14 protein-coding genes and 3 pseudogenes are annotated in these 23,309 nt (G+C 70.7%); 7 read left to right on the plus strand and 10 right to left on the minus strand.

Annotated elements, in window-relative coordinates; translation table 11 throughout:
• Positions 1-34 precede the first annotated feature (34 nt).
• Positions 35-1,831: a SpoIIE family protein phosphatase gene (locus ACWD04_RS00335; RefSeq protein WP_451126517.1), complete on the minus strand. Its 1,797-nt coding sequence runs from the start codon at positions 1,829-1,831 to the stop codon at positions 35-37.
• 190 nt (positions 1,832-2,021) lie between these two features.
• Positions 2,022-4,700, minus strand: a complete 2,679-nt coding sequence (gene glgP, locus ACWD04_RS00340; RefSeq protein WP_451126519.1) for an alpha-glucan family phosphorylase — start codon at positions 4,698-4,700, stop codon at positions 2,022-2,024.
• 709 nt (positions 4,701-5,409) lie between these two features.
• Here glgP and ACWD04_RS00345 point away from each other — a divergent pair.
• The 4 genes from ACWD04_RS00345 to glgB all read left to right on the plus strand — a co-directional run bounded on the left by ACWD04_RS00345 (position 5,410) and on the right by glgB (position 13,405).
• On the plus strand, positions 5,410-7,500 hold the full coding sequence (locus tag ACWD04_RS00345) for an alpha-1,4-glucan--maltose-1-phosphate maltosyltransferase (protein ID WP_451126521.1): 2,091 nt from the start codon (positions 5,410-5,412) through the stop codon (positions 7,498-7,500).
• Positions 7,497-9,203 (plus strand): maltose alpha-D-glucosyltransferase, encoded by a 1,707-nt coding sequence (treS, locus tag ACWD04_RS00350; RefSeq protein ID WP_451126523.1) that lies wholly within the window; start codon positions 7,497-7,499, stop codon positions 9,201-9,203. Before ACWD04_RS00345 ends, treS begins: the two co-directional genes overlap by 4 nt.
• Positions 9,204-9,465: 262 nt before the next feature.
• The gene (locus ACWD04_RS00355; RefSeq protein ID WP_451126525.1) at positions 9,466-10,908 is read left to right on the plus strand and encodes a maltokinase N-terminal cap-like domain-containing protein; all 1,443 of its coding nucleotides are present in this window, start codon (positions 9,466-9,468) and stop codon (positions 10,906-10,908) included.
• A gap of 58 nt (positions 10,909-10,966) precedes the next feature.
• On the plus strand, positions 10,967-13,405 hold the full coding sequence (gene glgB, locus ACWD04_RS00360) for a 1,4-alpha-glucan branching enzyme (protein ID WP_451126527.1): 2,439 nt from the start codon (positions 10,967-10,969) through the stop codon (positions 13,403-13,405).
• A gap of 207 nt (positions 13,406-13,612) precedes the next feature.
• Here glgB and ACWD04_RS00365 read toward each other — a convergent pair whose 3' ends face one another.
• Together ACWD04_RS00365 and ACWD04_RS00370 are read right to left on the minus strand one after the other, a co-directional pair.
• Entirely contained in the window at positions 13,613-14,071 is a 459-nt protein-coding gene (locus ACWD04_RS00365; RefSeq protein ID WP_451126529.1) for a hypothetical protein, read from the minus strand.
• A gap of 60 nt (positions 14,072-14,131) precedes the next feature.
• Positions 14,132-15,061: pseudogene (locus tag ACWD04_RS00370) on the minus strand (MarR family transcriptional regulator); the annotation flags it as partial.
• A 527-nt stretch (positions 15,062-15,588) separates the two neighbouring features.
• On the opposite strand from ACWD04_RS00370, the gene ACWD04_RS00375 reads away from it, so the two are divergent.
• Positions 15,589-16,332 carry a hypothetical protein gene (locus tag ACWD04_RS00375; protein ID WP_451126531.1) on the plus strand — a complete coding sequence of 248 codons (744 nt, stop codon included), beginning with the start codon at positions 15,589-15,591 and terminating at the stop codon, positions 16,330-16,332.
• 231 nt (positions 16,333-16,563) lie between these two features.
• Here ACWD04_RS00375 and ACWD04_RS00380 read toward each other — a convergent pair whose 3' ends face one another.
• A complete protein-coding gene (locus tag ACWD04_RS00380) occupies positions 16,564-17,022 on the minus strand; it encodes a glycoside hydrolase family 25 protein (protein ID WP_451126533.1) in 459 nt (152 codons plus the stop codon).
• A gap of 363 nt (positions 17,023-17,385) precedes the next feature.
• On the opposite strand from ACWD04_RS00380, the gene ACWD04_RS00385 reads away from it, so the two are divergent.
• Positions 17,386-18,399 carry a peptidoglycan-binding protein gene (locus ACWD04_RS00385; protein WP_451126535.1) on the plus strand — a complete coding sequence of 338 codons (1,014 nt, stop codon included), beginning with the start codon at positions 17,386-17,388 and terminating at the stop codon, positions 18,397-18,399.
• A 356-nt stretch (positions 18,400-18,755) separates the two neighbouring features.
• Positions 18,756-19,340, plus strand: coding sequence for a L,D-transpeptidase (locus ACWD04_RS00390; RefSeq protein WP_451126537.1), 585 nt, complete (start codon positions 18,756-18,758; stop codon positions 19,338-19,340).
• 104 nt (positions 19,341-19,444) lie between these two features.
• Here ACWD04_RS00390 and ACWD04_RS00395 read toward each other — a convergent pair.
• The 5 genes and pseudogenes from ACWD04_RS00395 to ACWD04_RS00415 form a co-directional block, all read right to left on the minus strand.
• Positions 19,445-19,861, minus strand: a pseudogene (locus tag ACWD04_RS00395) (CGNR zinc finger domain-containing protein); the annotation flags it as partial.
• Positions 19,862-19,872: 11 nt separating this feature from the next.
• Positions 19,873-19,990 (minus strand): annotated as a pseudogene (locus ACWD04_RS00400) (LysE family translocator); the annotation flags it as partial.
• A 90-nt stretch (positions 19,991-20,080) separates the two neighbouring features.
• Complete coding sequence (locus ACWD04_RS00405; protein ID WP_451126539.1) at positions 20,081-20,599, minus strand: SDR family NAD(P)-dependent oxidoreductase; 519 nt, start codon at positions 20,597-20,599, stop codon at positions 20,081-20,083.
• A gap of 96 nt (positions 20,600-20,695) precedes the next feature.
• Positions 20,696-21,343, minus strand: a complete 648-nt coding sequence (locus ACWD04_RS00410; protein WP_451126541.1) for a hypothetical protein — start codon at positions 21,341-21,343, stop codon at positions 20,696-20,698.
• 547 nt (positions 21,344-21,890) lie between these two features.
• The gene (locus ACWD04_RS00415; RefSeq protein ID WP_451126543.1) at positions 21,891-23,273 is read right to left on the minus strand and encodes a cation:dicarboxylate symporter family transporter; all 1,383 of its coding nucleotides are present in this window, start codon (positions 23,271-23,273) and stop codon (positions 21,891-21,893) included.
• Positions 23,274-23,309 lie beyond the last annotated feature (36 nt).

A 23,309-nucleotide genomic window follows, 5' to 3' on the forward strand; every position in this document is an offset into this window, starting at 1 on the left:
CCCCCGGGCCGCCCCGCCCGCTGAGTACGTCCGGTCATCCCGGGATGTCCTGCTCGGCCCAGACGACCTTGCCGGCCGCCGTGCGGCACGAACCCCACCTGCGGCACAGCACGTTGATGAGCTGCAGCCCCCGCCCGCCCTCGTCGCTGACGCCCCCGTGCTGGATCTGCGGCAGATCGGGCCCGGTGTCGGCGAGCTCCACCTGGAGCCGCTCGTCCCGCTCGTCGTACAGCAGCCGGAGCCGGCCCGGGCCTCCGCCGTAGCGCAGGGCGTTGCCGACCAGCTCGCTGACGACCAGTTCCGTCACGTCCGCGAGTTCGTCGAGGCCCCACCGCGTGAGCTGCTCGGTGATCAGATTGCGTGCGGTGGAAGCGGGGTTGCCCTCCGTGGGCAGGTCCCACTCCCGCAAGTTCACCTCGGACGGCAGCTCATGGCCCCCGGCGACCAGCAGCACGGCCTCGTCGAAACGGCCGTCGTCGCGCCGCGGCGAGGTGAGCGGACCACCGGCGTCGAGCTGCTCGGGCGGCATCGCCGCCACGGCCGCGCGCAGTCCCTCCAGTTGTACGTCCACGTCGTCGGTCCTGGTCTTGATCAGCCCGTCGGTGTAGAGCACCAGCCGGCCGCCCGCAGGGCCGCGCAGCCGCAACGGGTCGTACGGGATGACCCCGGCACCCAGCGGCGCACCGACCGGCACGTCGAGGTAGCGGGCGGTGCCGCCCGCGTCGACCAGCAGCGGCGGCGGATGGCCCGCGCTCGCGATGGTGTAGCTGGAGTCGGCCGGGTCGTAGACCGCGCACAGGCACGTGGCGACCTGGTCGTCCTCCAGGTCGCGGGTCGCCAGGTCCAGCCGGGCGAGCACCCGGTCGGGTGCGATGTCCAGCATCATGAGCGTACGGGCGACGGCCCGCAGCCGGCCCATCGTGGCGGCGGCGGGCAGGCCGTGACCGGTGACGTCGCCGACGACCAGCGCCGTACGCCCGCTGGGCAGCGCCACCACGTCGTACCAGTCGCCGCCCACCCCGTGCGCGTCGACGGCGGGAGCGTAATGGGCGTGCACCCGCAGGCCCGGGGTGTGGGGAGTGGCGCGCGGGAGCAGGGAGCGCTGCAGCGAGAGCACGTGCTCGCGCTCGCGCCCGTAGAGCCGCGCGTTGTCGATGAACACGGCCGCCATGGAGCCCAGTTGACCCGCGAGATCCAAGTCGGCACGGTTGAAGGGCGGGCTGCTGCCCGCGCGTACGAAGTCGGCGGATCCCAGCAGCACGCCGCGGGCGATCAGTGGGACGGCCATGTAGCTGTGGACACCCTGGCGCCGCATCGCCTCGGCCGCGCTCCGGGTGGGCGTGACGCGCTCGTAGTCCTCCTGGGTCATCCTGCTCACCAGCACGGGCCGGCCGTTGCGCAGGCACTCGGTGGTCAGCAGCGTCTCGTGGCGCTCCCGGTGGTCGACGACCTGGCCCACGGGCGAGGGTTCGAGCTCGTTCAGCGCGTCGATGGCCCGGACGGCCATCGCACGGGTGACGGGAACCGCCGTGCCGGTGACCCGCTCCCCCTCCTCACCGCGCAGCACGGACTCCAGCACGTCGACGGCCGCGCCGTCGGCGAGTCGGGGGACGCTGAATCCGGCCAGCTCCTCGGCCGTGCGCTCCAGGTCGAGGGTCGTGCCGATCCGGGTGCTCGCGGAGTGCAGCCAGCGCAGCCGGGCCGCGGTGGTGAAGCGGTCGCCCCTCAGGGGGACGGATTCCGGCCGGCGGATGTGCAGCGGACGGGTGGTGCCGTTCCGCGCGGACAGACGACGGGCCAGGCGTCTCGCTCGACCTCCGCCGCCTTTCACCGTGCTGGCCTCCACTCGCGTCCCGGGGACGCCTCGCTGTCAGGTCGGTGGCTGCTGGGCGACACCGGCACGGCTGCCATGTTAGCGAGGTCACAGCAGAAACACCCCTGTCGGTTCTTCCCTCGGGGCCGGCGGGCACAGCGGTGGGCCGGGCGCGGCACACGCGCCCGGCCCACCGCGAGCGGGTGTGTCAGCGCAGGATCACCCCGCCGCCGTCACCCGTGACGGCGTTCGGCACCGCGACCAGACCGAGTTCCGCACCCGAGGCGAGCCGCGGATGCGAGGGCAGGACGCGCACGGTGTACCCGTAGGGGCCCGTGCGGTCGAGGGCGAGCGGGCCCTCGTACAGCCGGCGGCCCTCCAGGTCGTGACCGCCGGCCGGCTTCAGCGGAAACGTCTGGGCCTCAGCGATCGCGTCCCCGGAGTCGACCCGCCCGGCGACCACCTGCACCTCCACGTCCTCCGGGTCGAGACCGCCCAGGGCGATCCGGGCCCGGAGCGCCAGGGTGGACCCCAGCTCGGCGGAACCGCCGACGACCGTGTCGACGGAAGCCTCCACATGGCCGACCGCCACCTGCGGCCAGGCCGCGCGGATCCTGCTCTTCCAGGAGGCGAGCTCGCGGGCGGCCGCGGGATCCAGGGCCCGGCGTGACAGCGCCGCGGGGGCGTAGAGCCTCTCGACGTACTCCCGCACCATGCGGCCCGCGAGGACCTTGGGCCCCAGGGTGACCAGGGTGCGGCGGACCATCTCGATCCACCGCTCGGGCAGGCCCTCGGCATCGCGATCGTAGAAACGGGGGGCGACCCGGTCCTCGATCAACGCGTAGAGGGCGTTGGCCTCCAGCTCGTCGCGCCGCTCCTCGTCGGTGGCGGAGCCGTCGGCGGTGGGGATCGCCCAGCCGAAGTCGGGCTCGAACCACTCGTCCCACCAGCCGTCGCGCACGGAGAGGTTGAGGCAGCCGTTGAGCGCCGCCTTCATGCCGCTGGTGCCGCAGGCCTCCAGGGGGCGCAGCGGGTTGTTGAGCCAGACGTCGCAGCCCGGGTAGAGCTTCTGCGCCATCCCCATTCCGTAGTCCGGCAGGAAGACGATGCGATGGCGGACCCGCAGGTCGTCCGAGAACCGCACCAGCTCCTGCACCAGCCGCTTGCCACCGTCGTCGGCGGGGTGGGCCTTGCCGGCGACGACGATCTGGATCGGGCGCGTCGGGTGGAGCAGCAGCTCCCGCAGCCGGTCGCGGTCGTGCAGCATGAGGGTGAGGCGCTTGTACGAGGGCACCCGGCGGGCGAAGCCGATGGTCAGCACGTCCGGGTCGAGGACACCGTCGATCCAGCCCAGTTCGGCAGTGCCCGCGCCGCGCCTGCGCCAGGAGGCGTAGAGGCGTTTGCGTACTTCGGTGACGAGCTGCTCGCGCAGCCCCCGGCGCAGGTCCCAGATCTCGCGGTCGGGGACGGCGGCCACGGCGTCCCAGCGTCTGGGTGTGCCTGCTGTTCCGCCGTCGGCACCGGCCTCCCGGCCGATCTCGGCTCCGGCGAGGGCGTTCTGCGCGCGTTCGGAGCCGAATGTGCCGGCGCCGAGCCGGAGGACCTCGGGGGCGACCCAGGTCGTGGCGTGCACCCCGTTGGTCACCGAGGTGATCGGCACCTCGGAGGGGTCGAATCCCGGCCACAGCCCGGAGAACATCTCCCGGCTGACGGCTCCGTGCAGGGTGGAGACCCCGTTGGCACGCTGGGCGAGCCGGAGGCCCATCACGGCCATGTTGAAGAGGTCGGGCACACCGCCGGGGTAGGTCTCCATACCGAGGCGCAGGATCCTGTCCACGGCGACCCCGGGCAGCTCGCCGTCGTCACCGAAATGGCGGGCGACGAGCTGGCGCTCGAACCGGTCTATCCCGGCGGGCACCGGGGTGTGCGTGGTGAAGACCGCACCGGCCCGTACGACCTCCAGCGCGGCGTCGAAGTCCAGTCCCGTCTCGGAGAGTTCCCGGATCCGCTCCAGGCCGAGAAATCCGGCGTGCCCCTCGTTGGTGTGGAACACCTCGGGGGCCTCGTGCCCGGTCAGCCGGCAGTAGGCGCGTACGGCGCGCACCCCGCCGATGCCGAGCAGCATCTCCTGCAGCAGCCGGTGGTCGCTGCCTCCTCCGTAGAGCCGGTCGGTGACGTCGCGCTCGCCCGGTGCGTTCTCCTCGACGTCGGAGTCCAGGAGCAGCAGGGGGACACGCCCGACCCGGGCCTGCCAGACCGAGGCGTGGAGCGAGCGCCCGCCGGGCAGGGAGAGCACGACCCTGCTGGGGGTGCCGTCGGCCTCCCGCAGGAGGGTGAGCGGCAGCTCGTCGGGGTCGAGGACGGGGTAGTGCTCCTGCTGCCAGCCGTCCCGGGAGAGGCTCTGCCGGAAGTAGCCGTGCCGGTAGAGAAGGCCGACCCCGATGAGCGGCACGCCCAGGTCGCTGGCGGCTTTCAGATGGTCACCGGCCAGGATGCCGAGCCCGCCCGAATACTGGGGCAGGGCGGCGGTGACGCCGAATTCGGGTGAGAAGTAGGCGATGGCCGCGGGGAGCTCCGCGCCCTGGGACAGCTGGTTCTGATACCACCTCGGGCCGCCGAGGTACTCCCGGAGGTCCTCGGACACCTCGGTGAGCCGCCGCAGGAACTGCTGGTCCCCGGCCAGCTCGGCGAGGCGCGCGGCGGAGACAGCGCCGAGCAGACGCACGGGGTCGGTGTCCGCGGGCCGCCAGCCCTCCGGGTCGGCCGCCTGGAAGAGCTGTCGGGTCTCGATGTGCCAGGACCAGCGCAGGTTGCGGGCGAGGTCGTTGAGGGGTCGCAGGGGTTCGGGGAGGACGGGACGCACGGTGAATCGACGAATGGCCTTCACGTATCCCACCTTTACAGGGGACGTACGGATCCGAGGGGACGCACGACGGTGGGCGCCCTCTCCGTCACCCTCGACGGTAGCGGCGTGCCGCCGAACGAGGCCACGGCGCGCGACCGGCTCAGTGGCTGCGCCCCGGCGCGGTCCGCCCGCCCCCGTCCCGGGCGCTGCAACGGGCGCACCCTCCCTCTGCCACCTCCCGCACCACTCCGGTCGCCGGGGCACCGTGGGGCCCTCGGACCCCTGCCGCCGCATGGGCCAGATGCGCCGGTTACGCCCCCGTCTGTCACGGGCGATATGGCTGATTTCCCCTCCTCGCTCGTACTTGTGACACCCCGCACCACAGGGAAGGCTGCGGAGGTGCCCGCGTGACGGCCGGGGGACCGGCGCGCGGCCCACAGCGTGTGCACCGGTTGCACCCAGGAGTTGACACACCGCCGGGTTGGCCGCCCGAAAGCGGTGGGAAGGCTTCCCCGGTAACACCCCCGCGCTGCACATACCAGGTGCCCCGGTCCGAGCACGAACCGCCCGCGCACCTGCCATTCGAGTGCCATTCGAGTGAACGCGGACAGGAGCGGCCATGCCCACAGCCCGCCAGCCGACGACCGAGCAGCTACAAAGGACGCAACCCCACCATCGCGGCGCGCGCGGTCAGCCCTTCCCGCCCACGTCGCGCGCCGCGCATGCCGAGCTCCGACCCCCAGGTGATTCCATGATCGGTCGCATTCCCGTCCTGGACGTCCATCCGCTCGTCGACTGCGGCAGGCGGCCGGCCAAAGCCGTCGTGGGTGAGACCTTCGAGGTCAGCGCCACCGTGTTCCGCGAGGGACACGACGCCGTGGCCGCCAACGTCGTCCTGTGCGACCCGAACGGACGGCCCGGCCCCTGGACGCCGATGCGTGAGCTCGCCCCTGGCACGGACCGGTGGGGCGCCGACGTCACCCCGGATTCCGAGGGCCGCTGGACATACACCGTCGAGGCGTGGAGCGATCCCGTCACCACCTGGCGCACCCATGCGCAGATCAAGATTCCGGCGGGCATCGACGTCGCCCTGGTCCTCGACGAGGGGGCCGAGCTCTACGCCCGCGCCGCCGAGGGCGTACCCAAGAAGGACGAGCGCGAGGCCGTGCTGGCCGCCGTCGACGCGCTGCGCGACACGGAACGCCCGGCGGCCGCCCGGCTCGCGGCCGCGCTGACCGCCGAGGTGGACAGGGTCTTCGGACGCCACCCCCTGCGCGAACTGGTCACCGCGTCCCGGCCCCAGCCGCTGACGGTCGAGCGCCGTCGCGCCCTGTACGGCTCCTGGTACGAGCTGTTCCCGCGTTCCGAGGGTGCGCGGGAGGAGGCCGCGGCGCCGGAGAAGTCGGCCCGGAAGCCGCGGGCCACGAAGACCCCCGCCACGCGGAGGAAGGCCCCTGCGGCGGTCACCGCGGAGCTGCCCCTGCCGCCCGCCCCGAGGATGGTCAGCGGTACCTTCCGGACCGCCGCCGAGCGGCTTCCCGCCGTCGCCGCGATGGGCTTCGACGTCGTCTACCTCCCGCCGATCCATCCCATCGGCACCACCCACCGCAAGGGCCCCGACAACAGCCTCACCCCCGGGGACGGTGACCCGGGCGTGCCCTGGGCGATCGGTTCGGCCGAGGGCGGCCACGACGCGGTCCACCCGGACCTGGGCACCATCGAGGACTTCGACCACTTCGTCGCGGCGGCCCGCACGCTGCGGATGGAGATCGCGCTGGACTTCGCCCTGCAGTGCTCCCCGGACCACCCCTGGGTGACGGAGCATCCGGAGTGGTTCCACCACCGCCCGGACGGGTCCATCGCCTACGCCGAGAACCCGCCCAAGAAGTACCAGGACATCTATCCGCTCGCGTTCGACACGGACATGCCCGGGATCGTCACGGAGGCCCTCCGCATCCTGCGGTTCTGGATGGAGCACGGCGTACGGATCTTCCGTGTCGACAATCCGCACACCAAGCCGGTGGTCTTCTGGGAGAAGGTGATCGCCGACATCAACCGCAGCGACCCGGACGTCGTCTTCCTGGCGGAGGCCTTCACGCGCCCCGCGATGATGCGCACGCTGGCCTCGGTCGGCTTCCAGCAGTCGTACACGTACTTCACCTGGCGTAACACGAAGCAGGAACTCACCGAGTACGTCACCGAACTCTCGGGCGAGAGTTCCTCGTACATGCGGCCCAACTTCTTCGTGAACACGCCCGACATTCTTCCCGGTTACCTCCAGGACGGCGGCCGTCCCGCCTTCGAGGCCCGGGCTGTCCTGGCCGCGACTCTGTCCCCGTCCTGGGGCGTGTACGCGGGCTTCGAGCTGTGCGAGAACACCCCGGTGCGTCCCGGGAGCGAGGAGTACCAGGATTCGGAGAAGTATCAGCTCAGGCCCAGGGACTGGGAGTCGGCGGAACGTGAGGGCCGCTCGCTCGCTCCCCTGATCACCTCGCTCAACCGGATCCGGCGCCGCCATCCGGCGCTCCAGCAACTGCGGGACGTCCACTTCCACCCGGTCGACAACGAGGCCCTGATCGCCTACAGCAAGCGCTCCGGCCCGGACACCGTCCTGGTGGTCGTCAACCTCGACCCTCACCACACCCAGGAGGCCACGGTCTCGTTGGACATGCCGCGTCTCGGCCTCGACCGGCACGAGAGCGTGCCGGTGCGCGACGAGCTCACCGGCGACACCTACCACTGGGGCAGGACCTTCTATGTGCGTCTGGAGCCGGGTACGGCGCCGGCGCACATCGCGGCCCTGCGACCGTCCCCGCCGACCGGAGGGTCACCCACACCATGATCGTCAATGAGCCTGTCCACGACCTGTTCGAGGACACTCCCGCCAAGGACCGCGATCCCGACTGGTTCAAGCGCGCCGTCTTCTACGAGGTACTCGTCCGGTCCTTCCAGGACTCCAACGGGGACGGCGTCGGTGACCTCAAAGGCCTCACCGCCAAGCTGGACTATCTGCAGTGGCTGGGCGTCGACTGCCTGTGGCTGCCGCCGTTCTTCAAGTCACCGCTGCGCGACGGCGGTTACGACGTCTCCGACTACACCGCCGTGCTGCCCGAATTCGGCGACCTCGCCGACTTCGTGGAGTTCGTCGACGCCGCGCACCAGCGCGGCATGCGCGTGATCATCGACTTCGTCATGAATCACACGAGCGACCAGCACGACTGGTTCCAGCAGTCCCGCACGGACCCGGACGGGCCGTACGGCGACTACTACGTCTGGGCCGACAACGACAAACAGTTCCCGGACGCCCGGATCATCTTCGTCGACACGGAGACGTCCAACTGGACCTTCGACCCGGTCCGCAAGCAGTACTACTGGCACCGGTTCTTCTCGCACCAGCCCGATCTCAACTACGAGAACCCGGCGGTGCAGGAGGAGATCATCTCGGCCCTGCGCTTCTGGCTGGACCTCGGCATCGACGGCTTCCGGGTCGATGCGGTGCCCTACCTCTACCAGCGCGAGGGCACCAACTGCGAGAACCTTCCCGAGACCCATGACTTCCTCAAGCGGGTCCGCAAGGAGATCGACGCCAACTACCCGGACACCGTGCTGCTCGCCGAGGCCAACCAGTGGCCGGAGGACGTCGTCGACTACTTCGGCGACTACACGGCCGGCGGCGACGAGTGCCACATGGCGTTCCACTTCCCGGTGATGCCCCGGATCTTCATGGCCGTACGGCGCGAGAGCCGCTACCCGGTCTCGGAAATCCTGGCGAAGACCCCGGAGATCCCGTCGGGCTGTCAGTGGGGCATCTTCCTGCGCAACCACGACGAGCTCACGCTCGAAATGGTCACGGACGAAGAGCGCGACTACATGTACGCGGAGTACGCCAAGGATCCACGGATGCGGGCCAACATCGGCATCCGACGACGTCTCGCACCGCTCCTGGACAACGACCGCAACCAGATCGAGCTCTTCACGGCGCTGCTGCTGTCCTTGCCCGGTTCCCCGATCCTCTACTACGGGGACGAGATCGGGATGGGCGACAACATCTGGCTGGGCGACCGTGACGCCGTACGCACCCCGATGCAGTGGACACCCGACCGCAACGCCGGTTTCTCCTCCAGCGACCCGGGGCGGCTCTACCTCCCCACGATCATGGACCCGGTCTACGGCTATCAGGTCACCAACGTCGAGGCGTCGATGGCCTCGCCGTCGTCGCTGCTGCACTGGACTCGGCGGATGATCGAGATCCGCAAGCAGAATCCGGCGTTCGGTCTCGGCTCGTACAGCGAACTGCCGTCCTCGAACCCCGCGGTGATCGCGTTCACCCGTGAGTACAAGGACGATCTCGTGCTGTGCGTCCACAACTTCTCGCGGTTCGCACAGCCGACGGAGCTCGATCTGCGGGCCTTCGACGGGCGTCATCCGGTGGAGTTGATCGGCGGGGTGCGCTTCCCCGCCGTCGGCCAGTGGCCCTACCTGCTGACACTCGCGGGGCACGGTTTCTACTGGTTCCGGCTACGGAAGGACGCTCCGGTCAGCTGACCACCGGTGCCGGCCTGCTGACGGCGCCCCGCCTGCGGGGCGCCACCCGCGGGGCGGTTTCCGCCGCCCCGCACGGGGCACTCTCCCCCCATATCGAGCACTTCCTGGCCCTTCCTGGCACTTGTGGCCCATTGATCGAGCATTGATCGAGTCCATACGGACATTTCTTCACCCGACACGTCCCGCACAGCCGGACAGCCGTTGCCGCAATCCGGGACACTCTTCGCATCCTGTGGTGTGCCCGGGGAAAGGACGCGATGCCATGTCGGAGGCTGCATCCACTCGAGTCGCCCTGGCGAAGAGCGCAACATCGAGAAAGACGACAAGAAGACATTCGACGAGCGCCATGGGCACCACGGTCCTGCTGGCGTCGCTCGCCCCGCTGCTCCACGAGTGGGTGCCCCGGCAGCGGTGGTTCGCGGGCAAGGGGCAGCCGGTCACCGGCTTCTCCCTCGTCGCGGCCACCGAGATACTGCCTCTGGACACCCCGGGTACGACCCCCGGACTGCTCCATCTGCTCGTCCGGGTGCACCAGCCGAGCAGCCGCTCCGCGCATGCCCAGGGGGACTGTTACCAGCTCCTGCTCGGGGTGCGCGCCGCGCTTCCTCCTCGCCTGGCCGACGCCCGGATCGGCCAGGTCACGGACGGCCCGCTGGCGGGCCGCACCGTGTACGAGGGGCTGCACGACCCGCGCGTGGCCGACCTTCTGCTGGAACGATTCCGTAACCCCGGATCCCTCGGCCTCCTCCGCTTCGACCGGGCGGAGCCCGTCCCGCCGGATCTCGCCCCGCGCTTCCTGGACACCGAGCAGTCCAACTCCTCGCTCGTCTACGGGGACGCCCTCATCCTGAAGATCTTCCGCCGGGTCTTCCCGGGCACCAACCCCGATCTCGAACTGCCGCTCGCGCTGGGCCGCGAGGGCTGCGGCCGGGTGCCCGCCCCGGTGGCCTGGTTCGAGGCGACGACGGCCCCGGAGCCGCTCACGCTCGGCGTGCTGCAGCCTTTCCTGCGCGGCGCGCAGGACGGCTGGCAGCTCGCGCTGGCCGCCCTGGCCGCCGGGCGGGACTTCGTACCCGAGGCACACGCGCTCGGCCGGGCGACCGCAGAGGTGCACACGGCCCTCGCCACCGCGCTGCCGACGCCGCCTCTCGCCCACGAACGGACCAGGGACCTGGTGGCCGGGATGACGGAACGCCTGGAGGCCGCCGCCCAGGCGGTCCCTGCGCTCGTCCCGTACGTACCGGGGCTGCGCACCGCCTTCGACGCCGTGGCGACGCTCAGGGACACCGGGCGCGGCTGGGCGGCGCAGCGGGTCCACGGCGATCTGCACCTCGGCCAGACCCTGCGGGGAGACGACGGCTTCTGGTCGCTGATCGACTTCGAGGGCGAGCCTGCCAAGCCGCTCCCCGAGCGCCGCAGTCCGCAACCGACGGTGCGCGACATCGCGGGGATGCTCCGGTCCTTCGACTACGCGGCCAGCTCGCACCACCCCTGGAACCCCGAATGGGCGGCCCGCTGCCGGGCCGCGTACTGCGAGGGCTACGCCGGCGCGGCGGGCTCCGATCCGCGCTGCGAGCCGGAGCTGCTGCGCGCCCATGAGACCGACAAGGCGGTGTACGAGGTGCTGTACGAGGCCCGGCACCGCCCCGACTGGCTGCCCGTCCCGATGGCCGCCATCCAGCGCCTGGCGGCCACGCCCGTGTGACCTCCCCTTCCCACCACCCACCCGCGAGCCATACGAGCCTTTCGAGGAGGCTGTCTCCGTGACCGCCCGCAAGCCGTCCCGCAAGCCGTCCGAGCCCGTCGAGGCCCCGCCCACGGCCAAGCCGGTGACCACCGAGGTCACCGCCCCGGCCGCGGCGCCCGCCCCCGCTCCTGCCACGGCTCCAGCAGCCGCTCCCGCCGGCACGGATGCTCCTGCCGGGCCCACCCCGCCGCCGGCCAAGCGGGCCCGGGCCAGGAAGACGACCGCAGCGGCCTCCAAGACCCCGCCCCGCCCCCGGCGCGGTGGAGGCGGCAAGAACGTGCTGCCCGCCGCCGCCCTGGACGACGCGGACCGGGGCCGGCTGCTCACCGGTGAGCACCACGCCCCGCACGACGTGCTCGGCGCGCATCCGGCCTCGGGCGGGGTGCTCTTCCGGGCTCTGCGCCCCTTCGCGCGGGCGGTGACCGTGCTGACCGAGGGCAAGCAGTCCGAACTGCAGAGCGACGGCGACGGCTTCTTCTCGGGCGTCCTGCCGCTGCCCGCCGTGCCGGACGGCTACCGCCTTCGGGTCGTCTACGACGACAACACGATCGAGGTGGAGGACCCGTACCGTTTCCTGCCCGCCATCGGCGAACTCGATCTGCACCTGATCGGCGAGGGCCGGCACGAGGAGCTGTGGAAGGCACTCGGCTCCCAGCCGATGGAGCACCAGGGTGTCGCGGGTACCCGGTTCACCGTCTGGGCACCGAACGCGCGGGGCGTGCGCGTCGCGGGCGACTTCAACTACTGGGACGGCACGGCCTTCCCCATGCGCTCCCTCGGCTCCACCGGCGTGTGGGAGCTGTTCCTCCCCGGCGTCGGCGAAGGCGCCGTGTACAAGTACGACATCAGCAGGCCCGACGGCTCGCACACCCAGCGCGCCGACCCGATGGCCCGCAGCACCGAGGTGCCGCCCGCGACCGCCTCGGTGGTCACCGCGTCGCACCACGTGTGGCAGGACGAGGACTGGATGAGCCACCGAGGTGACCGCCCGGTCCACGAGGCCCCGTTCTCGGTCTACGAGGTCCACCTCCCGTCCTGGCGCCCCGGTCTCACCTACCGCCAGCTCGCATCCCAACTCCCTTCGTACGTGAGGGAGCTGGGCTTCACCCACGTGGAGCTGATGCCGGTCTCCGAGCACCCCTTCGGAGGGTCCTGGGGTTACCAGGTCACCGGTTTCTACGCGCCGACGTCCCGCCTGGGCACCCCGGACGACTTCCGCTTCCTGGTCGACGCGCTGCACGCAGCGGGCATCGGCGTCCTCATGGACTGGGTGCCGGCCCACTTTCCCCGCGACGACTGGGCGCTCGCCGAGTTCGACGGCCGCCCGCTGTACGAGCACTCCGACCCGGACCGGGCCTCGCACCCGGACTGGGGCACGCTGGAGTTCGACTACGGCCGCAAGGAGGTCCGTAACTTCCTGGTCTCTAACGCCACTTACTGGTGCGAGGAGTTCCACATCGACGGCCTGCGGGTCGACGCGGTGGCCTCCATGCTCTACCTCGACTACTCCCGCGAGGACGGCCAGTGGTCACCGAACGAGTACGGGGGCCGGGAGAACCTGGACGCGGTCGCCTTCCTCCAGGAGATGAACGCGACGGTCTACCGGCGCAACCCCGGCGTCGTCACGATGGCGGAGGAGTCCACCGCCTGGGACGGCGTCACCCGCGCCACGGACCACGGGGGCCTCGGCTTCGGTCTGAAGTGGAACATGGGCTGGATGCACGACTCGCTGGTGTACATGTCCAAGGAGCCCGTCCACCGCAAGTACCACCACAACGAGATGACCTTCTCGATGGTGTACGCGTACAGCGAGAACTACGTGCTGCCGATCTCGCACGACGAGGTGGTGCACGGCAAGCAGGCCCTGGTCACCAAGATGCCCGGCGACTGGTGGCAACGGCGCGCGAACCACCGCGCCTACCTCGGCTTCATGTGGGCGCACCCCGGTAAGCAACTCCTCTTCATGGGACAGGAGTTCGCGCAGGGCGCCGAGTGGTCCGAGGGTCACGGCCCGGACTGGTGGCTGCTCGACGAGACGTACGAGGCCTCCGGCGACCACCGGGGCGTACGCAACCTGGTCACGGATCTCAACGGGGTCTACAACGCGCTGCCCGCGCTCTGGCAGCGGGACAGCGTGCCGGAAGGTTTCAGCTGGATCGACGGGGGCGCCGCCGAGGACAACGCGTTCTCGTTCGTGCGCTACGACGCGGACGGGTCGCCGCTGATCGCCGTCTGCCACTTCTCGCCGGTAGTGCGCAGCGACTACCGCATCGGCGTACCGGACGGCCCGGAGGCCTGGGTGGAGGTCGTCAACACGGACGCGGACCGGTACGGCGGCAGCGACGTGCGCAACGAGGAGCCGCTGAAGCCGGAGGCGGTACCGGCCCACGGCAGGGACACCAGCATCACGCTGACGCTCCCGCCGCTGGCGACGGTCTGGCTGCGGCCGGCCTGACGGTCGGGACGACGCGGGGCAGGGGGCGGCGTACCGGGTGCGCCCCCGTGCCCCCACGTCGGTCCTGTTTCTGTACAGATTTACGTACCTGTTTACTCGATGGATTCGGGGCCGGAGAGTGACACGTACCGGTGATCGCCGCACGTCCGCTCTCCGCCCGCGGGTCGGTAAGCGGGAACGGGAATGGGGCCGGCCTTCGTAGAGTTCCTACGTGAGCTTGTACGAGCAGGGCTTGCCCGTCTCGCCACCCTCGTGCTCGACGACCGTCTTGCCGTCGACGGTGATCGAACATCCTGCGGAGACCAGCTTGCCGTCGGCCGCCGTCATGGTGCCGGGCGTGACGATCACCAGCCGTCCGACCTTGCTCTCCGCGCCTCGCGGGGCAATGGTGGCCGTCTTCGTCCACGGCAGTTCCACGTCCGCGAAGTCCGAGTCGTCGAGGGTGTACATGACCTTGCTCTTACCCGTCCCCTCGACCTTGATCGTCACCTCGTGCGACGCGCCTTTCTCCACGGCATCTCCGCCAATCTCCTTCGACTTGGAGGGCTCCTGAGCGGCGGGGCTGCTCCCCTTGCTCGCGTCGGCCAGCTTCTCCTCGCCACCACCGCAGCCCGCCAGCAGAGCGGCCGCCAGAACGAAGGCCGTCGCGGTGAGTGTCTTGCGCATTGCTTCCCCCATGATCGGTGTCCCCCGGCGCGCCCGACAGGCCCCGGGTCCCGGAAAAGCCTAGTCAGGCGCACCGACGGGCATCCCTGCGGGTTCGGCCGGGGCGGACGGCTGCCGCCCGAAGGCGTAAGGGTGCCCGCACCAGTTGCGGCTGCTGCCCACCAGCGCGTGGACGTCCCGTCCACCGGGCAGTTCGGCCACCACCTCCGCCGGGGCTGCCGTCCCCGCCTGGACAGTGGCGCGGCAGAGGCGGCAGAGGCCGTCCGGGAGCGCGTCGGCGGGGCCGGGGCGGCCGCATTCGGCGCACTCCACCAGGAGAGGCCGTACGTCCGGCGCGGTCGGCCCCGCAGCGGGGGCGGTGGCAGGCAGCCGGGGCGGGAGTTTGTCGATGAGGCGGCGGCGCACGAAGCCGACGGGCGAGCCGATCGGGGACGGGAGCCCCGAGGTGAGGGCCTGGAGGAGGTAGTCGGCGTCCACCCCACGGGCGAACCACTCCCGCGGCGAGCCTCTCCAGCGCGGCACAGTCCCCGGCGGAGAGGGCCAGCCGGGGTTCGAGGCGGCCGATCCGGGCCGGGTGAGATACGCGGGCGAGGGCGCGGCGCTGTCCGGGGCGGGGTCGGCCAATGTCCTCAGCTGCGGCACGGCGGGACCACGCGACCCCTCCTGCGGCGTGGGCATCGGCGGCCCGACATGGGCGTCCGAGGCCCCGGGCGCCTCCCCGGCAAGGTGGGCGACCCACCACTCGTTGTCGTGGGCGCGGCGGGACCAGTAGGTACGCGTCACCCAACGGCTCCGGCCGAGCGATTCGACGCGGCAGCGTACGAGGCGGAGATGACCGGCGACCGCGAGGGTGCGCAGGGCGGTGCCGATGGCCATCTGGCCGTACAGCGGGAGGTCCTTGGCCAGCGACTTGATGTCCATGGCCGCGCCGTCGGGGAGATGGCCGACGTACCCGGCGACGTACCGCTCGCGCTCGGAGAGAAACGTGAACGGGACGGTCCACGTCACCGGTCAGGCCGAAGCCGAGGTCATCGGCCGCACGAATGACGGAACCTGCCTGCCGGGACTGGGCGGCCACTGACGGACCCGGCTGCGTGGGTGTGGCCACGGGGTGCGGCACCCCGCCCCCCGCCCGGAGCACGGGCCGAACTTGCCTTACTCGTACGGAGATACGGTCTCCGCCGCGAAATGGACCTTCGATACGTCCGGGCTCGTCCGCTACCGGTGACAGCGCGATGGCTCCATTTCGAGGCTCGCTCCGCAAGGGCCCCGCTGCGGCCAGCCCCCGGCCCGCGCGTGGGCCGGCGGACCCGCGGTGGCCTGGAGGTCGCACCGGCTCGGCAACCGGCGGCGAACTGAGGCCCCGGGCCGCGCTGTCCGTGGACCGCGCGAGGGTCCGCACAATCGTGCGGGCCCTCCGCGGATCAGCGTGGAAGCCCCTTATGTTCGCCACGCCGCTCCGGTTGAATACCTCCGACGGGGGCCTTCTCGGCGCTCCGCGCACCGGGGGGAGAGAAGTGAGCGGTCCGGGTGACGGGTCACGGCAGGACCGGCGGATCAGCGAAACAGCGGCGCTGGTCTCGGCCGTCGCCGCGGTCGTCGGACTACTGCTGGCGGTATTCGGTGTCCCGACCGTCGGCGGCTCCTCCGTCAACAGGAGCATCGCCGAGGACGCGGAAGCACCGGCCTCCTCCTCAGGGCCCCCACCCATGACGAACTCCCCGTACTCCCCTGCCGTGTCCGCCACTCCCCATGCGTCGCGCTCGGCCGGACCGTCCCCCGCAGCCACCCTTCCCCCGGGCTGGCGCGTCGTCAGTGCGCCGGCACTCAAGGCGGCCTTCGCCGTCCCGGGCGGATGGACGCGCAAGCGGAACAGCGACATTCAGAGTGCGTGGCGCTCACAGGACGAAACTCATGCCATGACCGTCAAACGAGACAGTTCCTACGGTCCGACCGCCGAGGCAGCGGCTGCCGGACAGCTCGCCTGGTACAACGACTCCGGTGAATCCTCGATGGCCGATCTCAAGGTGGCCGAACATTCCACTCGGCAGAACGGCCAGGAGGCTCTGTGGCTGGAGATCGACTATCACTGGGTACGGCAGAGCGAGCCCCGTAAGCGGGTGGAGGTCTTCGTCGCAGGTGAGTCGGGCCATGTCTACCAACTGCTGTTCGATACCGTCTCCACGCCGAACCGCCTGGCTGAACAGCAGCGGATGTTCGCCACCGCTCGCTCGCAGTTGCTGATCGACAGAACACAGTGACCGCGCCTGCGGGTCCCGTCCCGGACATGTGCTGGGGGGGTTGTCGCCGTGACCTCAGGAGTTGCACTCGCCACATGAGTGACGTGAGTAGGACGAGTGAAGTGGGATGGGCGGGATAAGCGGGATGTTGGCGGGCAAGACCGTCATGATCGCGGGCGCGTCGAGCGGTAGACGCGGTGCTCGGCATGACCAGGGCAGCAGCGGCCGAGTACGCGGCGCACGGGATCCGCATCAACACGCTCGTGGCGGCAGTTCACCGGCGGCCTTCCCGGTGTAACCCGCGCCCTTCATCGCCTTCACGAAGTTCTCGGCCTGAGCGGTGCCCGGCGTCCCGGCGTAGAAGTGGTAGGCGCCCCGGAGGAGACCCGCGCGCTTCGCATCTTCGAGATCGCGGGCGAACCAGCTGTCCCTCACGGTGGCGCCCTCGGTGACCTTGGCGATCATGAACGAGTGCCCGGCAGCGCGGACTTCACGCCAGTCGATGGCCTGTTCTCCGGGGTGGCTGTAGCGACTGGTGTCGACGCCCTTGACGCGGTAGCTGCCCGGCGGGGCCGCCTCCGAGGGCATCGCGGTCAGGCCGGTAACCACCACTCCGGTGCTCGCCGCCACCACGGCAATCCGTACGGCGGCCCTTCGCAGGCCGGCCATGCGGCTCCTCGCCGAGGTGAGCGTGAATCGGACGACGGACATGCGGAGTCCTTCCAGGGGATGAGTAGGGGGGCCGGGTCGTACGACGCGAGCCCGCGCGCCACTCGTCCGGGTGAACGTGTACGCGGCGGAGAGACGCACCGCGCGCCGGACGGCGACGACCTGTGCCGCTGAGCTGCTGGGTCGCCGGGCGCCGAGAGCGCCGAACCGGATGCTCGGTGGCGAAGTCAGCATGCCGGACACATCGTCCCCGTCGCTACGATCTGCTCTGCTGTCGGCCGAAGCGTTCATGTATGCCGTTACGCACGCCGTCGACCAGCCGTTATGCCATCAGGCATGGAGCCCTGGGCACCCGGTTGTCCCGTGCCGCCGGCTGTTCCGTACGAGGACGAGGGGGGACCACGCGTGGCGAGCGAGCAAGGTGGCCAGGAGCAGGAGGAGCCGCCGGGCGTGCAGCTGGCGCAGTTGCTCCGGAGGTGGTGGGAGGCGGCGGGAAACGCGTCCGGCGGTACGCGGCCGACACAGCAGGCGCTGGCGTCGAGGCTGGGCATCGACCAGACGACACTCTCGCGCTACCTGAACCGGAATCACCAGTCCACCGCTCCCCCGAAGGTGGTGGCGGCTCTGCACGCCCAGCTACGCGCCCCCGCAGAGGAGTTGGAGCGGGCCCACGCCCTGTGCCGGGCCGCGCTCGAGGATCTGGGGCGCCAGCGGGCGGCCGGCAGCACACCCGTACCTGCCGACAGGGCCGTCGCGGAGGCGCGTGGCGGTGATGCCTCCGGCCGGTCACTCCCCCGGTTGGCGCTGCCTGTGGTGGTGGCGGTGGCTGTTCTGTCCTTCCTCGCCGGGACCGTCGTACAGGGGCAGTTCGCCGGGGACCGTACGGTCGCTGCGAGCGGGAGCACGGGGGCTGGTCCCGCCCACACGACACACGGGCCCCAGCGGTGGCCGCTGGTGAAGCGGAAGAAGCACGAGGACCAGTTCACCTGGGGCCGCACGGTGCAGAACCTGCTGAAGCACCAGGGGTACGAGCTGGAGGTGGACGGCATCTTCGGAGACAGGACATACGAGGCCGTCATGGACTTCCAGAAAAGACATCAGCTCTCGCCCGACGGCAAGGTGGGAGACGACACCTGGCCGGCTCTGGTCGTGGAGATCCACATCGGCGCCAATGGATTCCCCGTCAGGGCGGCGCAGGAACTGCTGGACAACGCGGGCCAGGGCGGCACGGAGGTGTCGGGGACGTTCACCCCGACGACCGCTTCCAACGTGCGGTTCTTCCAGCAGGGACACGGCCTTCCCGTGACCGGTGCGGTGGACGTGCCCACCTGGCGGGCGCTGCTGATGTCCCAGAGCCCGGCCGATGACACGCCCGCTTACCAGAAGTCCCCGAGCGCTTCGCCCTCCGTCTCCGCGTGAGCACGGCGGGCAGGCGCTGGCGCCCGTACCGGCGCATGCCGTCCGCCGCTTCCCGCATGACGTCATAACACCAGGTCAGGGCCGCTGTGCATGGGCTGCATCCATGCACCTGCGCAGCCTGCCGAACGCACTTTTCCGCGCCGTACTCCGCGGGGCAGTCTGGTGATGCGCCCAGCGGTGCCGGACGGCCCGCCCTCGTCGAGGGCATCGAAGAGCCTGCGTCCGCTCTCCGTTTCCGGTGCGCGTCCCGTCATCTCTCCTCGGAGGAGTTCTCCATGTCCGCTTTCCGCACGACCACGCATCCGCACGTCCACCCCGGAGGGAATCAAGCCACAGGAACGAAGCGAGGTACGCACATGGAGTCGAGCAAGCGCGTGATCAGCGGCGTGCTGGCCGTGGGAACCCTGGCTGCCACTCTCGCACTGGCGCCGGCCGCCGCCGTCGGCGCACCGGCGCCGGGCACGAAGGCCGCCGCCACAGCGCCGGCGACGACTCTGGTGTTCGACAAGAATCAGAGTTCGCCCTCCGACTCACGGCTGCGCGTCTACCGGGGCGGAAAGCTCCAGGCCGCGTACCGGGCCGGGTCCGGTTACGGAAACCGGAACAAGGAGGACTGCGTCCGCAACCAGGGCTGGATGCCGAACGGGAACTGGAAGATCAAGCTCAAGGACACGCGCTACAACGGGCGGCTCATCAAGGGATACGCCGTGTGGCTGGAGAACATGAAGTGCTCCAAGAAGACCACCACGCGCACGGAGATGTTCATCCACTCCGAGATGAACCGGGACGGCAGCCGGGGGAAGACCGAGGCACGCCGCTGGGACGGCGCGAGTGACTACGCGTCCAACGGCTGTGTGAAGCTCAACCCGACGGACATCGCGAAGATGTTCAGGCTCCTGAACCGCATCGGCTGGCCGACTCACCTGCGGGTGATCAACTGACGGCTCCGCCACCGCCGCCCCCACTCCATGGCGGCGGCGGTGGCGCGCGGCTCGAACTCCCACCGCGCGTACGTGTCGAAAGCGGCGCCGTCAAGGCGCATCGATCACTCGCCGCACCCGTCGGACGGGGTGGGACTGCCATCGGTCACCATGCGTCGACGCCGGTAGTGGCGAGCTGCGCGGGCACGGTTTCCGCATGACGGCTTGCACCACTCCTGTCGGTCATGGCTTTTGACGGAGTAGCGCACGCAGCGGGGTGCGGTGCAGGCGCGCAACTGCTCGCGCTGCGGGCCGCTCAGGAAGTCGATGGTGGCGCGCGCCAGGGCCGCCACGAGGCGTACCTTCGGATCGTTCTCCGCCGAAAGCAGGCGGGCCGCGGGGACACCTTCCGGCAGCCAGTCCATCTGTGGGACGACCGGTTCACGGGCGGCAACCGTGTGGAGGTGAGCCAAGTCCCGGCCCGCCTGGTCAGTCGCCATCAGTCGTTGAGCGTCCGCCGAGCTGGCGGGAGCGAGACTGACCGCTCAGGCGAAACGCCGCCTAGAAGCATCTGCGCCAGGACGCGCCCCTGGGCGCGGTCGACGAAACTGCGGCAGTACGGCAGCGAAGTACACGATCGTCTTGGGGTTGGCGACACCCCCGGCCTCCCCCCCATGGGTCGGTGGGGAGTTACGGACAGCCAAAACGGGGCAAATGACCCGTCGGAGTGTCCGCGATCCCCCAACGACGGTCCCGCACCGTCAGCCAAGCAGGCCCGCCGCCGGTTCCGGGGCCTGGCGGGCGGCGAGGATCACGGCGAGACTCCGGGGCAGGACCCGGAGGGACCACTGGTTCCCAGGGTGCGCAGGGCGGTGTCGACCACCTTGGGCGGGCGACTGGAAGCCGATGCCCTTGGTCGGCGTACCTGGTATGTCGAAGAACTCACTGGTGGTCGCCCCCGGCGAGAGGCACGGCACGCGCAGCCGGCTCCCCCGCGCTTCCGCCCACAGCGCTTCGGTGGGCGTGATGACGAACGCCTTCGCCGCGGAGTAGACGGCCATACCGGCGAAGGGGGCGTGGCCCGCGACGTCGGCCACGTTGACGAGCATGACCGACTCCGTCCTGAGCAGGTCCGGGTAGAACGCCTTCGACAGGTCGCCGACGGCGGTGACGTTCAGGGCGACCGCGGCGGCGCCCTCGTCCGTGGCCTCCGCGAAACGGCAGGCGAACTCCTCACCGATCCCTGAGTTCCCTCCGGTGATGACCGTGGTCTGGGTCATGGCACTCCTCGTCAGCTTGACAGGTGTCAACCACGGTGCATTAACGAGTGTCAACCGACTATGGAAGGCAAGGCGACGCGAGGCGGGCTCCGGGCTCTACGAACCGGAGGCGCCGGACACGGCGCCGCTGCCCGTCAGCTCGAACCGCTCACCGAGAGACCCGGCACCGGTCCCGGCGTCCGCCCTCGTGCGCACGGTGACGCTCTCCTCGGGGAACAGGGCGAGAAGAGCCATCTGGGACCTCAAGGGCTTACGGACGTGGCCGGACGCCGCCGGCGGGGCTGCTGCCGAGGTGTCCTCGACCTGGAGGTGACGGACACTCCCGTCCACCAGCAGCACATGGAAGCGCAGCAATTCGTAGCCCTCGTCGGCCTGAGGCCGCCCGGTGGGAAGAAGCGTCTCGGATTCGCCGAGCAAGGTCATAGACCAGCCGCGCAGAACGGCCGCGGCCTCCTCGGGCCCGGTCAGGTCCGGTATCCCCCCGCTGCCCGAGAGGTGTTCCGCACTCCCCCAGCCCCCTGTGCCCTCGCGCCTCGCGAAGAAGAGCTCCTCGGCGTCAGCACCGTCCTTGCGCCGGTGGAGGAGCAGGGCGAAGCCGAGGTCGCCCCGTATGCACGTGTCGACGACGACAGTGGTGGTGGCGCCATCGAGGCGGTGCGCCGGTACGGCCTCGCGCCCGCCGGCGCCAGGCGCAGACGCGGCCGTCAGAGCGGCTCGGGCGGTGTCCGCCAGATTCCTGTGCATTCCGCTCCTCGGTCGGACGAGTACCGAACGCGTCTCGCACGCGTGGGGTCGTAAGGGAAACACACTCCCATGGCCGGCTTCCGGGCCGATGGTGGAAATCCCGTCGGCCGGTGCCTGACCGGCTCCGGCTTCCCGCCGGGGTGGGGGCGGGCAGCCGGGTCGCAGACGGCGTGGCCTGGCGCGGATCATTCTGCGCGGCCCCGGGGGCACCGGCTCAGGCCACGGGCCACGGCGGCACCGCCGCGAGCGAACGCCGGGCGCTCCGCCCGGCCGCGTACCCCCCGACCCCCGACCGGTCCCGACCAGGGTCAGCACGACCCCGAGGACTCCGAGCACGCCCCACCGCAGCCGGGAACGACCAGGCACCGCCCGGAACAGCGTCCGAGCTCCGGCCAGGTCCCGTGCGTCGGCCGGAGCCCGCGATGCTTCGTCCCTGTCGACCAAGCGGGCCGGCCGTGTTCCCCGCCGGTGACCCACCACATGAGTGCGGCCGGTACGGGGGCTCCCGTACCGGCCGCACTCGCCTGCCTGGTGTCCTTACGCCTGCTTACACCTTCGTCAGCGACGACTTCTCGTCGACGGCGGCGTCGCCGTCGCCGTCCCGCGAGGCCGGGACGTGCGGCTCGCCCCCATGGGCGTCGTCCGTCATCGTCTTCTCGTCGAACGGGAGGGCGCCGGAGAGGACCTGGTCCACCCGCTCCCGGTCGATCTCCTTGGTCCAGGTGCCGACCAGCACCGTGGCGACCGCGTTGCCCGCGAAGTTCGTCAGGGCGCGGGCCTCGCTCATGAAGCGGTCGATGCCGACGATCAGGCCGACACCGTCGACCAGCTCGGGCCGGTGCGACTGGAGGCCGCCCGCGAGGGTGGCCAGACCGGCGCCGGTGACGCCCGCCGCGCCCTTCGAGGCGATCACCATGAAGACCAGCAGCGAGATCTGCTCGCCGATGGTCAGCGGGTCACCCGTCGCGTTGGCGATGAAGAGCGAGGCCATCGTGAGGTAGATCGCGGTGCCGTCGAGGTTGAAGGAGTAGCCGGTCGGCACCGTGATGCCGACGACGGGCTTGCTGACACCCATGTGCTCCATCTTCGCGATCAGCCGCGGCAGGGCCGACTCGGACGAGGAGGTGGAGAGAATCAGCAGGAACTCACGGCCAAGGTACTTCAGCAGCGTGAAGATGTTGACCCCGGCCACCAGGCGCAGGATCGCGCCCAGGATCAGGAACACGAAGAGCGCGCAGGTCACGTAGAAGCCGATCATGATGATCGCGAGCGACTTCAGCGCGTCCACACCGGTTTCGCCGACCACCGCCGCCATCGCGCCGAACGCGCCGACCGGGGCCACCCACATGATCATGGCGAGGATACGGAAGACGAGGCGCTGGATGTGGCCGATGCCACGCAGCACCGGCTCGCCGGCCGAGCCCATGGCCTGGAGCGCGAAGCCCGCGAGCAGGGCGATCAGCAGGGTCTGCAGGACCTCGCCCTCGGTGAAGGCCGACACCATGGTGGTGGGGATGATGCCGAGCAGGAAGTCCACGGTGGACTCGCTCGCCCCCGAGGCCTGCTTCTCACCCGCGGCGCGGGCCGCCTCGGTGAGGTGAAGGCTGGAACCGGGCTCCAGGAGGTTGCCGACGACCAGGCCGATGGCCAGGGCGACGGTCGACATCACCAGGAAGTAACCGAGGGCCAGGCCGCCGACGGCGCCGACCTTGGCGGCCTTCCGTACGGAGCCGACTCCCAGCACGATCGTGCAGAAGATGATCGGCGAGATCATCATCTTGATGAGGTTGACGAAGCCTGTGCCGATCGGCTTGAGCTCGACGGCGAAGTCGGGAACCACCAGGCCCACCGTGATGCCCAGCACCACGGCGGCGATCACGGCGATATAGAGGTAGTGGGTGCGGTCCCGTCGTGCGGCTTTCTCTGCCACGGGGGTCTCCTCGGGTATGCGGCGGCTCCCCGTCCC

The organism is Streptomyces sp. NPDC002911, from assembly GCF_053591835.1.